10 protein-coding genes are annotated in these 12,400 nt (G+C 68.4%); 4 read left to right on the forward strand and 6 right to left on the reverse strand.

Annotation, left to right across the window (positions count from 1 at the left end):
- The first annotated feature begins 51 nt into the window (after positions 1-51).
- Positions 52-1,263 (forward strand): NAD(P)-dependent malic enzyme, encoded by a 1,212-nt coding sequence (locus G6N57_RS14375; RefSeq protein WP_077743085.1) that lies wholly within the window; start codon positions 52-54, stop codon positions 1,261-1,263.
- A gap of 8 nt (positions 1,264-1,271) precedes the next feature.
- A complete protein-coding gene (locus G6N57_RS14380; RefSeq protein WP_077743086.1) occupies positions 1,272-2,123 on the forward strand; it encodes a glycine betaine ABC transporter substrate-binding protein in 852 nt (283 codons plus the stop codon).
- An 18-nt stretch (positions 2,124-2,141) separates the two neighbouring features.
- Here G6N57_RS14380 and G6N57_RS14385 read toward each other — a convergent pair whose 3' ends face one another.
- Genes G6N57_RS14385 through G6N57_RS14395 form a run of 3 tightly spaced genes read right to left on the reverse strand, consistent with a single transcriptional unit; the run spans position 2,142 to position 4,079 of the window.
- Entirely contained in the window at positions 2,142-2,966 is an 825-nt protein-coding gene (locus G6N57_RS14385) for an SDR family NAD(P)-dependent oxidoreductase (protein WP_077743088.1), read from the reverse strand.
- Between the two features lie 43 nt (positions 2,967-3,009).
- Entirely contained in the window at positions 3,010-3,780 is a 771-nt protein-coding gene (locus G6N57_RS14390; protein ID WP_077743089.1) for a class I SAM-dependent methyltransferase, read from the reverse strand.
- A gap of 38 nt (positions 3,781-3,818) precedes the next feature.
- Positions 3,819-4,079: a helix-turn-helix domain-containing protein gene (locus tag G6N57_RS14395; protein WP_077743091.1), complete on the reverse strand. Its 261-nt coding sequence runs from the start codon at positions 4,077-4,079 to the stop codon at positions 3,819-3,821.
- A 67-nt stretch (positions 4,080-4,146) separates the two neighbouring features.
- Here G6N57_RS14395 and map point away from each other — a divergent pair, with 67 nt between their 5' ends.
- Positions 4,147-4,908 carry a type I methionyl aminopeptidase gene (gene map / locus G6N57_RS14400; RefSeq protein ID WP_077743092.1) on the forward strand — a complete coding sequence of 254 codons (762 nt, stop codon included), beginning with the start codon at positions 4,147-4,149 and terminating at the stop codon, positions 4,906-4,908.
- An 18-nt stretch (positions 4,909-4,926) separates the two neighbouring features.
- On the opposite strand, the gene G6N57_RS14405 is transcribed toward map, so the two are convergent.
- The 3 genes from G6N57_RS14405 to G6N57_RS14415 form a co-directional block, all read right to left on the reverse strand.
- Positions 4,927-6,231: an MFS transporter gene (locus tag G6N57_RS14405; protein ID WP_097926097.1), complete on the reverse strand. Its 1,305-nt coding sequence runs from the start codon at positions 6,229-6,231 to the stop codon at positions 4,927-4,929.
- 100 nt (positions 6,232-6,331) lie between these two features.
- Positions 6,332-10,045 (reverse strand): multifunctional oxoglutarate decarboxylase/oxoglutarate dehydrogenase thiamine pyrophosphate-binding subunit/dihydrolipoyllysine-residue succinyltransferase subunit, encoded by a 3,714-nt coding sequence (locus G6N57_RS14410; RefSeq protein WP_097926081.1) that lies wholly within the window; start codon positions 10,043-10,045, stop codon positions 6,332-6,334.
- Between the two features lie 105 nt (positions 10,046-10,150).
- Positions 10,151-10,957 carry a hypothetical protein gene (locus G6N57_RS14415; protein WP_077743094.1) on the reverse strand — a complete coding sequence of 269 codons (807 nt, stop codon included), beginning with the start codon at positions 10,955-10,957 and terminating at the stop codon, positions 10,151-10,153.
- Between the two features lie 113 nt (positions 10,958-11,070).
- On the opposite strand from G6N57_RS14415, the gene G6N57_RS14420 reads away from it, so the two are divergent.
- Positions 11,071-12,369, forward strand: a complete 1,299-nt coding sequence (locus G6N57_RS14420; protein WP_077743275.1) for a multidrug effflux MFS transporter — start codon at positions 11,071-11,073, stop codon at positions 12,367-12,369.
- Positions 12,370-12,400: the final 31 nt, after the last annotated feature.

Genomic DNA, 12,400 nt, shown 5'->3' on the forward strand with positions numbered 1-12,400 from the left:
CCAGCGGGGAACCCGACCCGGTGAGAATTGGCATTGAAGTACCCTTGCGCCGTGTCAGAAAGTACAGTCGCCTCCTCGTCCGAGCGCCCGCCAGCGGAGCGCACCCCGCAGGTCGTCATCGAAGACGCCGAGATCTTCGATGCCCATGAAGGCGGAAAGCTCTCGGTCGAGTTGAAGGAGCCGCTGGACACCCAGCGTGCGCTGTCGATCGCCTACACGCCCGGGGTGGCTCAGGTGAGTCGGGCGATCGCCACTGACCACACCCTGGCCGCCAAGTACACCTGGGCCAACCGCCTGGTCGCGGTGGTCTCCGATGGCACCGCGGTGCTGGGTCTTGGCGATATCGGTCCGGCGGCGTCGTTGCCGGTGATGGAGGGCAAGAGCGCGCTGTTCAAGTCTTTCGGCGGGCTGAACTCGATCCCGATCGTGCTGGACACCAAGGATCCCGACGAGATCGTGGAAACCTTGATCCGGCTGCGTCCGACGTTCGGTGCGGTGAACCTGGAGGACATCTCGGCGCCGCGGTGTTTTGAGATCGAGCGTCGGGTCATCGAGGCGCTGGACTGCCCGGTGATGCACGACGACCAGCACGGCACGGCGATCGTGGTGCTGGCCGCGCTGCTGGGCGCCACCAAGGTGCTTGAGCGTGACATCCATTCGCTGCGGGTGGTCATCTCGGGTGCCGGTGCGGCGGGTGTGGCGTGTGCCAACATCCTGCTGAGCAAGGGCATCGATGATGTCGTGGTGCTCGATTCCCAGGGCATCGTGCATTCGGGCCGTGACAACCTCAACACGTTCAAGGCGGAGCTGGCCGGGCGGACCAACCCGCGCAAGCTCACCGGTGGGGTGGCCGAGGCCCTTGAGGGTGCCGATGTGTTTCTCGGGGTGTCGGCGGGGGTGGTGCCCGAGGAGCTCATCGCGACGATGGCGCCGGACTGCATCGTGTTCGCGCTGTCCAACCCGGACCCGGAGATCCACCCGGACGCGGCCCGCAAGTACGCGGCGGTGGTGGCGACCGGGCGCAGCGATTTCCCGAACCAGATCAACAATGTGCTGGCCTTCCCCGGGGTGTTCCGCGGGGCGCTGGATGCCGGTGCTCGCCGTATCACCGAGAAGATGAAGGTGGCCGCGGCCGAGGCGATCTTCTCGGTCGTCGGCGATGATCTGGCGGTCGACCACATCGTGCCCAGCGCGCTGGATCCGCGGGTCGGTCCCGCGGTCGCGGCCGCGGTCGCAGCGGCGGTTGACCCCGCAGAATCCTGAGTTCGCAGATGCGCCGCACCCTGGCGTTGGCGCTGCTGACAGTATCGACGCTGGTGGCAGCGGTCTTGGGGGGATGCGCGGCCAACTCAGCCCCGCCCGCTCTCGCGGTCGGGGCGGGGCCGGCGCCCGAGTCGGTGCTGCTCGGTCATCTCTATGCGGCGGCGTTGCGCTACTACGGCACCCCGGCCGTGGTTACCGAGACCGACGGTGTCCTCGGCGTGCTGGATTCCGGATCGGTGACGGTCCAACCCGGATTCACCGGCCGGTTCTTGACCGAGCTCAATCCGGGCGCCACGGCCCGCGCCGATGAGCAGGTCTACCGGGATCTGGTTTCGGCGCTGCCCGAAGGCGTCGCTGCCGGCGACTACACGATGTCGGCGCAGGACAAGCCCGCTCTGGTGGTCACCGAGGCCACGGCCACGGCTTGGGCCGGGACCGATCTGAGTGCGCTGCGCCGCAACTGTGCGAAGGCCCGGCCGGGTGCGGTGGCCGGCGCGAAGGTGCCCAAGGTGGTGGGTTCCTGCACCCTGCCCGCGGCGATGGTGTTCCCGGATGACAAGAGCCTGTTCGCGGCACTGCAGGCCGGCAAGATCAACGCTGCCTGGTCGACGACGGCCGATCCGGCCATCCCGTCGGACCTGACCGTGTTGGCCGACAAGACCTCGTTGATCCGGGGCGAGAACGTGGTGCCGCTGTACCGCCGCAACACGCTCGACGAACGCCAGATCCTGGCGCTCAACGAGATCGCCGGCGTCCTGGACACCGGGTCGCTGGCCGATATGCGCAGGCAGGTCGCCGAGGGCAAGGATCCCCGTGGGGTGGCCGACGCGTTCCTGCAGGCCAACCCCCTGGGGCACTAGACCCTCGGCGCGCCGGCGTCAGCGCGGGATCATGCGTCCCATCGCCGAGGCGAACAGCTTCTGGTAACCGGAGCCGGTGATCCGCACGATGACGTCGAGGATCTTGGCGTCGGGTCCGACCAGCACGCGTGCGCGGTCCTTGCGCACGGCCTCCAGGATGATCTTGGCGGCGCGCTGCGGAGTGGTGTTGGCCAGCTTGCGGTCGAAGGTCTCGGCGAGTGCCTTCTGGTCCAGTCCTTCGGCGACGGTGGCGTTGCGCGCGATGGCGGTCTTGATCCCGCCGGGGTGCACACATGTCACCTTGACCGGATGCTTGGCCAGGGCCATCTCCTGACGCAGGGCCTCGGTGAAGCCGCGCACCGCGAACTTGGCGGAGTTGTAGGCGGCCTGGCCGGGCACCGAGAAGATGCCGAACAGGCTGGAGACGTTGATGACGTGCCCGTCGCCGGATTCGATCAGGTGCGGCAGGAATGCCTTGGTGCCGTTGACGACGCCCCAGAAGTCGACGTCCATCACCCGCTCGATGTCCTTGAACTGGCTGACCTCGACATCGCCGCTGAATGCGATACCGGCGTTGTTGTAGATCTGGTTGACCTTGCCGAAGTGCTCCTTGACCGCGTCGGCGTAGAGCAGGAAGGCCTCACGCTCGGTGACGTCGAGCCGGTCGGTCTTGACCTCGGCCCCGATCGCCTTGAGTCGTTCCTCGGTGACCGCCAGGCCTTCGGTGTCGACGTCGCTGATCGCCAATTTGGCCCCGGAACGTCCGAGTTCGATGGCCAGCGCCTGTCCGATGCCTGATCCGGCGCCGGTCACGACGGCGACCTTTCCGGCGAAGCCCTCCATAGAACACTCCCTCGCGTAGTACGACACGTGTTGAGTTACGAGATTACGCGGTACCCGCGGTCCCGTCTGAGTCGGCTGGTTTGGTGGCAGTCACCAGGTGGGTTCCGACGTACGGGCCGCCCCACCACATCCGCCAGCCGAGATTGCGGCGCTGCACGTGCTGCCATCCGCTGGTGCGCAATCGCTCGGCATGACGCCGGGTGTCCCAGATGTCGGCGATGGCCAGCCGGCCGCCCGGGCGCAGCACTCTGGCGGCCTCATCGACGGCGCGGGATCGGCCTGCGGGATCGGGGATGTTGTGGATGGCCAGGCTGCTGACGATGACGTCGACGCTGGCATCGCCGAAGGGCAGGGCGGTCATGTCGCCGGTGTGGACCTCGATCCGGTCGGCGACGCCCTCGGCCACGGCGTTGGCCAGCGTCTGCTCCGGCGAGTTGCCGGTCTGATCGGCGCGCCACAGATCGACGCCGAGCGCGCGCCCGCGCGGCAGTCGTTTGGCCGCGGCGTGCAGCACCGCGCCGCGGCCGCAGCCAAGATCGAGGAGTGTCTCGTCGCCGCGGAGCGCCAGGCCGTCGAGGATGTCACGCCATACCGCGAACTTGCCGCGCCGGGTGGTGTGGATGAACGAGCCCACCATGCCCGCCAGCAGGGCGGCGAATCCGGCTGTGAGCCAGGCAGTTCCACGTCGGCCGCGCGCGATGTTGACGACCGTGGCGATCAGCAGGGCGGTGACCGTGCCGCCGGCGATCGCGGCCTGGGTGCGAGCGGACACCTTGCTGTAATCGCCGTCGAATCCGTAGTCCGGGGAGTCCATCTCTCCCACGGTAGCCAGTTCGGCTGGAGGTAGGCGGGCTACGACGCCGCGGCGCGCACCGGCCGCCAGACCTCGGCGAGAGTCTCCAGTGGTACACCGAGGGCGTCGCTCAGTCCGACGACCGTGCCGAAGGCGGGGGAGGGCAGCCGGCCCGTCTCGATCTTGCGCAGGGTCTCCGGGGAGATGCCTGCGTGCGCGGCCACCTCGTCGAGCGAGCGGTCGCCCCGAGCGGTACGCAGAGTTTCGCCGAGCCGGCGGCCTGCCGCGATCTGTGCGGGGGTGAGCGGGGTACGGACCACGACACCACGGTAGCGCCGGTATTTATATACCGCTAGTGTTGGTATTTAAATACCGAGGAGAGTGGACATGATCGAGCTGAAGACCGCCGACGAGATCGAGAAGATGCGCATCACCGGACGCTTCGTGGCCGAGGTGCTCAGCGCGTTGAGCGGACTCGCCGAGGTCGGCGTCAACCTGCTCGACCTCGAACACCACGCCCGCGACATGGTCAAGCGTCGTGGGGCGCAGTCCTGCTACTGGGACTACGCGCCGTCGTTCGGCAAGGGGCCGTTCCGCAACGTCATCTGCCTGTCGGTCAACGACGCTGTGCTGCACGGCCTTCCGCACGACTACCGGCTGCGCGACGGCGACGTGCTCAGCATGGACTTCGCGGTGTCCATCGACGGCTGGGTCGCCGACGCGGCGCGCACCGTGATCGTCGGGACTCCCGCGGCTGCCGACGTACGCCTGGTTCGGGCCACCGAGGAGGCGCTGGACGCCGGAACCGCCGCCGCGCGGCCGGGGAACCGGCTCGGTGACATCTCGGCCGCCATCGGGGCCGTGATCGCCGATTACGGCTACCCCGTCAACCTCGAGTTCGGCGGGCACGGGCTGGGGCGCACGATGCACGAGGACCCGCACGTCTCCAACCGGGGCAAGCCGGGGCGCGGCATGAAGCTGCGGGCGGGCATGACGCTGGCACTGGAGCCGTGGCTCGCCGCGGGCACCGACCGCATCGTGTTCGACCGCGACGGCTGGACCATCCGATCCGCCGACGGCTCGCGCACCGCCCACACCGAGAACACCGTCGCGATCACGGAGGCGGGCCCGCTGGTACTCACGTGTTGAGTCGTGCTGGCCTCTTGCTCAGTGCTCCGGTCGCAGCAGCAGCGTGGCGATCACACTGACCACCGCGGTGGCCACCAGATATCCGCATGCCAACCAGGGCGCGCCGCCACCCGCGGCGATCAACGCCGTGAGGATCAGCGGGGTCAGGCCCGAGGCATAGACGCCGGAGAGCTGATACACCGTCGAGAGCCCGGTGTAACGGGTGCGGGTCGGGAACAGTGACGCGTACAGGGTGCCCTGCGCGCCGTAGAACCAGGCGTGAATGACGCCGAACGCCAACAACATTCCCACCGCGTAGGCCGCGATGCTGCCGGTGTTGAACAACGCGAACGCGGGGAAGACCACGACGGCGTAGGCGGCGATGCCCGACGCATAGACGGCCTTCGGGCTGAACCGGTCGGCCAGCAGACCCGACACCGGCAGCAGCACCGCCATGAGCAGCGCCGCGGCGGTCACCACGACCAGCACCGGCACCTTGCCCAGATGCAGCGTCGCGGTGGCGTACGAGATCGTGAACACGCCCCAGGTGTTGAACGCGGCGCCCTCGCCCCAGCGTGACAGCAGGCCGAGCACCGTGGAGCGCAAGGCCGGGGGACGGAAGATCTCCTTCACGGGGACAGCCGAGCGTTCGTCGTCGTCGCGCAGCTTCTCGAACGCCGGGGTCTCGGCCACCCGGAACCGCACCACGACTCCGAAGATCACCAGCACCACGCTGAACAGGAACGCGATCCGCCATCCGTAGCTCTGGAACGCTTCGGCCGAAAGCCACAGCTGCAGCAGCACGAACACCCCGGTGCCCAGCGCCAGGCCCAGGGCGAGGCCGACCTGAGGGATGCTGCCGAACAGCCCGCGGCGACGACGGGGGCTGTGCTCGACGGCCAGCAACACCGCGCCGGCCCACTCACCGCCGAGCGCGAATCCCTGAACCACGCGCAGCACCAGAAGCAGGATCGGCGCCAGCACACCGATCTGCGCGGCGGTGGGCAGCACACCCATCAGCGCGGTGGCCGCGCCCATCAACAACATGGTCAGGGCGAGCGTCTTCTTCCGGCCGATCCGGTCACCGATGTGCCCGAAGACGAATCCGCCGATGGGCCGGACCACGAATCCGACCGCGAAGGTGGCGAACGCCAGCATCGTGCCGACGAACGAACTCTGGTCCGGGAAGAAGGTGTGGTTGAACACCAGGCTCGCGGCCGTGGCGTAGAGGAAGAAGTCGTACCACTCGATCGTCGTCCCGAGCACGCTGGCCAGCACCGCGGTGCGCACCGTGCCGGGAGTGGTCGGCGCCTGCGCTTCATCTAGGGCCGGGTCAGCTGCGATAGTCACCCTAGATGAGTAGCCGCCGGAACCGGTGCGGCCCAGGGTTGTGCGCGCGGTGATTCGAACGCGCGCACAAGCCCCGGATCAGGTGGACGCGCGGTTACCCGAATGCCAGATCGATGATCTCCTGCTGCTCGACGGCGTGCACCTTCGACGACCCTGAGGACGGGGCCGACATCGCCCGCCGCGAGATCCGCTTGATCGGGGTGAAGTAGTCCGGCAGGACCTCCGGCAGGGTCAGACCGAGCGACGGCCACGCCCCCTGGTTGGCCGGCTCCTCCTGCACCCAGAACTTCTCCGTGACGTTCGGGTAGCGGTCCAGGGTCTCGGCCAGCCGGCGCCGCGGCAGCGGGGCGAGCTGTTCGAGACGCACGATCGCGACGTCCTCACGGTTGTCCTTGGCCTTGCGCGCCGCCAGGTCGTAGTAGATCTTGCCGCTGCACAGCAGCACGCGGGTGACCTTGCCGCGGTCGCCTTCACCGTCGGTGTAGACGGGTTCCTCCAGCACCGAGCGGAACTTGTTCTCGGTGAAGTCGCGGATGTCGCTGACGGCGGCCTTGTTGCGCAGCATCGACTTCGGGGTGAAGACGATCAGCGGACGCTGGATGCCGTCGAGGCCATGGCGGCGCAACAGGTGGAAGTAGTTCGCCGGGGTCGACGGCACCGCGATGGTCATCGAACCCTCGGCCCACAGTTGCAGGAAGCGCTCGATGCGGCCCGAGGTGTGGTCAGGACCCTGGCCCTCATGGCCGTGCGGCAGCAGCAGCACGACGTCGGAGAGCTGGCCCCACTTGGCCTCACCGGAGCTGATGAACTCGTCGATTATCGACTGGGCGCCGTTGACGAAGTCACCGAACTGGGCCTCCCACAACACCATTGCGTCCGGGTTGCCCACCGAGTAGCCGTATTCGAAGCCCACCGCGGCGTACTCCGACAGCGCCGAGTTGTACACCAGCAGCTTGCCGCCGGTGGGCGTGCCGTCGGTGCTCGTGGCCAGCAGCTGCAGCGGGGTGAACTCCTCGCCGGTCTTGCGGTCGACGATCACAGCGTGGCGCTGGGTGAAGGTGCCGCGCTGGGTGTCCTGGCCGCTCAATCGGACCAGCTTGCCCTCGGAGATGAGTGACCCGAGCGCCAGCAGCTCGGCGAACGCCCAGTCGACCTTGCCCTCGTAGGCCATCTCCCGGCGCTTCTCCAGCACCGGTTTGACGCGCGGGTGCACGGTGAACCCCTCCGGCAGGGCCAGGTGGGCATCGCCGATCCGGGCCAGCAGGGACTTGTCCACCGCGGTGGCCAGGCGCTGCGGGATCTGCTGGTCGGCCTCGACCGACTCGCTGGGCTCGGCCGCGTGCTTCTCCAGTTCGCGCACCTCGTTGAACACGCGCTCGAGCTGGCCCTGGTAGTCGCGCAGGGCGTCCTCGGCCTCTTTCATCGAGATGTCACCGCGGCCGATCAGGGCCTCGGTGTAGGCCTTGCGGGAGCCGCGCTTGGTGTCGATGACGTCGTACATGTACGGCTGGGTCATCGACGGGTCGTCACCCTCGTTGTGTCCGCGGCGGCGGTAGCACAGCATGTCGATGACGACGTCCTTCTTGAACGCCTGGCGGAAGTCCACGGCCAGCCGCGCCACCCAGGCGCACGCCTCCGGGTCGTCGCCGTTGACGTGGAAGATCGGCGCGCCGATCATCTTGGCGACGTCGGTGCAGTACTCGCTGGAGCGCGAATCCGTTGGCGCCGTGGTGAACCCGATCTGGTTGTTGACCACGATGTGGATGGTGCCGCCGGTGGTGTAGCCGTCCAGCAGGGCGAGGTTCAGCGTCTCGGCGACCACGCCCTGGCCGGCGAACGCCGCGTCGCCGTGCAGCATCAGCGGGACGACGGGGTACTCACCGGAGACGTCGGCATCTCGGCTGCCGTCGAGCAGATCCTGCTTGGCGCGGACCAGGCCCTCGAGCACCGGGTCGACGGCTTCGAGGTGCGACGGGTTGGCGGTCAGCGACACCTGGATGTCGTTCTCGCCGAACATCTGGATGTAGTTGCCCGACGCACCGAGGTGGTACTTCACGTCACCGGAGCCGTGCGCCTGCGACGGGTTCAGGTTGCCCTCGAACTCGGTGAAGATCTGGCTGTAGGGCTTGCCGACGATGTTGGCGAGCACGTTGAGCCGGCCGCGGTGGGGCATGCCGATGACGACCTCGGCGAGCGCGTGCTCGGCGCACTGGTCGATCGCGGCATCCATCATCGGGATGACGGTCTCCGCACCTTCCAGTGAGAAGCGCTTCTGCCCAACGTATTTGGTCTGCAGGAAGGTCTCGAACGCCTCGGCCGCGTTGAGCTTGCTCAGGATGTACTTCTGTTCGGCGACGGTCGGCTTGTCGTGCTTGATCTCGACGCGGTCCTGGATCCAGCGCTGCTGCTCGGGCTCGAGGATGTGGGTGTACTCGACACCGATGTGCCGGCAGTACGCGTCGCGCAGCACCGAGAGCACGTCGCGCAGCTTCATGTACTGCTTGCCGGCGAACCCGTCCACCTTGAACTCGCGGTCCAGGTCCCACAGCGTCAGGCCGTGGCTGTTCACGTCGAGGTCGGGGTGGCTGCGGAAGCGGGTGTTGTCCAGCCGCAGCGGGTCGATGTCGGCCATCAGATGGCCGCGGTTGCGGTAGGCCGCGATCAGCTCGATGACGCGGGCGTTCTTGTCGGCGATGGAATCCGGGTTGTCCGTGCGCCAGCGAACCGGCTCGTAGGGGATGCCGAGTTCGCGGAAGATCTCGTCGAAGAACTCGTCGTCGAGCAGCAGCTGGTGGATGGTGCGCAGGAAGTCGCCGGACTCCGCACCCTGGATGATGCGGTGGTCGTAGGTCGAGGTCAGGGTGATCAGCTTGCCGATGCCCAGGTCGGCGATGCGCTCCTCGCTGGCGCCCTGGAACTCGGCCGGGTACTCCATGGCGCCGGCACCGATGATGGCGCCTTGGCCCTGCATGAGCCGCGGCACCGAGTGCACGGTGCCGATGGTGCCCGGGTTGGTCAGCGAGATGGTCACGCCGGAGAAGTCCTCGGCGGTCAGCTTGCCGTCGCGGGCCCGCCGCACGATGTCCTCGTAGGCCGCGATGAACTGGCCGAAATGCATGGTCTCGCAACGCTTGATCGCGGCCACGACCAGTGAGCGGTTGCCGTCCTTGCCGGGCAGGTCGATGGCCAGGCCCAGGTTGGTGTGGGCCGGGGTGATCGCGGCGGGCTTGCCGTTGGCCTCGGCGAAGTACCGGTTCATGTTCGGGAACTTCTTGACCGCCTGCACGATGGCGTAGCCGAGCAGGTGGGTGAAGCTCACCTTGCCGCCGCGGGTGCGCTTGAGGTGGTTGTTGATGACGACGCGGTTGTCGATCATCAGCTTGGCCGGGATGGCCCGCACGCTCGTCGCGGTGGGCACCTCCAGCGAGGCGTTCATGTTCTTGACGACGGCGGCCGCGGCGCCGCGCAGCACCTGTGTCTCGTCGCCCTCGGCCGCGGTCGGGCCGGACTTCGCCGGCTTGGCCGGAGCCGCCTTGGCCGCCGGCTTCGCGGGCGCCGGAGGAGCGGCGGGTGCCGGGGCGGCGGTTGCCGGAGCAGCCGCAGCAGGCGGGGCCGGGGTTGCTGCCGGCGCGGCAGGCGGCGTCGACTGGCCGTTGGCGACGGTGTTGTCGGTGGTGGGCTCAGGGGAGTAGTCGACCAGAAATTCGTGCCAACTCGGATCCACCGAAGAGGGATCCTCGCGGAACTTGCGATACATCTCCTCGACCAACCACTCGTTCTGCCCGAATGGTGAAGGTGAACTGCTCACGGCAGACACTCGCCTCGATTCTTGTGTCCGGCCAGCCGTCACATGCAGGCTCGCCGCTTGTGTTCTTCTGTGGGCGGTTGACCCCGCGCGACCGCCGCATAAAGGCTATCGCCTTTCGATGCCACCCGAGGTCGGCATGGGGGTTGCGGAATTGGCGGACGGCAGCACATGCAGCGTTGCAGGCCACCGCGGCGGGGGCGCACCGAACGCCTGGCGGGCGTTGGCGACGATCTTCTTACCCATCAGCCGGTTGCCGACACCGCCGATGACAGCACCGATGCCGACCGGCAGCAGCTTGCCGAAAGCCATCGCGCCGCGCTTGAGCGTATACCGCTTGACGAAGTACTTGACCAGCCGGGAGTTGAGCTGCGAGACCGCGGGCAAGGGCAGTGTCGCGGCACCGTCGGACAGCCATGCGCCGCTGGTGCGCCCGGTGCCGAGCAGGTCGGCGATGGCGTGCTTGCTGTCGTCGCCGACGAGGACGGAAAGCACCAGCGCACGGCGCCGTTCCCGGTGGTCGGCCGGGATGCCGTAGACCTCGGCGACCGCCAGCACGAATACCGAGGTGGCCTCCAGGAAGACGACCGTCTCACCGGCCACGGCCGACAGCGCGGCCAGGGTTCCGATGCCCGGGAACGCCGCCGCGGAGCCGACGGCCGCACCGCTGGCCATCACCGCGGCCAGGTAGTGCTTCTCGAGCCGCGTCACGATCTCGGCCGGGGTGGCATCGGGCTGATGGCTGCGCAACCGGTCCACGTACGCCTTGACCGCGGGAGCCTGGACGCGTGAGCTGCGCTCGATGATGGCCGAGAGCACCTTGGCCGCGGCGCTGGGATCTTCGGTCTCCTCGACCTTCGCCGGCAGTTGCTTGGACCGCGCAAACACTTCGGGGCCTCCCAGGTGTGAACCCATCGTTGACTGCCAGGCTAACGAACGACGACCCGCCGCGGGTGCCCGAGGGTGACCGCGGTCACTGCGCGCAGCAAATGGGAAGAAAAAACCTGAATGCGGGGCTGTTCAACTTCATGGCATCATCGCCCGACGTGGAGCAGACGGCATCGGAAACCGGGCAGGGTCGGATGCCGGGTCGGATCCGGATGATCCTGGTCCTGGGCGCGCTGGTGGCGCTGGGCCCGTTGACCATCGACATGTATCTGCCTGCGCTGCCCCGGATCGCCGATGAGCTCTCGGTCTCCTCTTCTGTGTCGCAGTTGACGCTCACCGGAACCCTGGCCGGGCTGGCTCTGGGGCAGCTGATCGTCGGCCCGCTGTCGGACTCGCTGGGCCGTAGGCGTCCCTTGATGGCGGGCATCGTCCTGCACATGGTGGCCTCGGTGCTGTGTGTGCTGGCGCCCAACATCGCGATCCTCGGGCTGGCCCGCGGGCTGCAGGGCATGGGCGCGGCGGCTGCCTCGGTGGTGGCCATCGCCGTGGTCGGTGACCTGTTCACCGGAACGATGGCGGCCACGGTGATGTCGCGGTTGATGCTGGTGCTCGGGGTGGCCCCGGTGCTGGCCCCGTCGCTGGGCGCGGCCGTGCTGTTGCACGGCTCCTGGCACTGGGTGTTCGTCGCGCTCGTGGTGGTGGCCGGTGGCCTGCTGGCGATGGCCGCGCTCGCCCTGCCCGAGACGCTGCCGGTTTCGCACCGGCGCCCACTGGCGGTGCGCGGCATCGCCGGTACCTACCTCGAGCTGTTGCGTGACTCGCGTTTCGTGATCCTGGTGCTGGTGGCCGCGCTGGGGATGTCCGGCCTGTTCGCCTACATCTCGGCCGCGCCCTTCGTCCTGCAGGGCCACTACGGCCTGGACCAGCAGGCGTTCGCGCTGGTGTTCGCCGCGGGCGCGATCGCGCTGATCGGTTCCACCCAGTTCAACGTGGTGCTGCTGCGCAGGTTCTCGCCGCAGGCCATCACCGTGGCGGCGTTGAGCTGGTCGGCGCTGGCCGGGGTGGTGTTCGTGGCGTTGACCGTCGCCCACGTGGGCGGCCTGTCCGCGTTCGTGGTGCCGGTGCTGGCGATCCTGGCCGGCATGGGCCTGGTCCTTCCCAACGCCCCGGCGGTCGCACTGTCACGTCATCCCGACGCGGCAGGCACCGCGGCCGCGCTGCTGGGCGCCGCCCAGTTCGGGCTCGGGGCCGCGGTCGCGCCCGCGATCGGGGCGCTGGGCAACGGTGCACTCGCGTTGTCGTGGGTGATGACGGCGGGCATGGCGATCGCCTTGGTGGCGCTGCTGCTGGTCGGTCGGCGTAACGGCGATGACGACGCGAGCGAATATTCGGGCGACACGCTCGACATCGTTTCCGAGGCGGTTGTCGAGCCGGCCTGACCGGGTCCCGGGTAGCGTCGATCGGGCTCGC

Origin of the sequence: Mycolicibacterium boenickei (assembly GCF_010731295.1) — a bacterium.
In the GTDB taxonomy this organism is placed as follows: domain Bacteria; phylum Actinomycetota; class Actinomycetes; order Mycobacteriales; family Mycobacteriaceae; genus Mycobacterium; species Mycobacterium boenickei.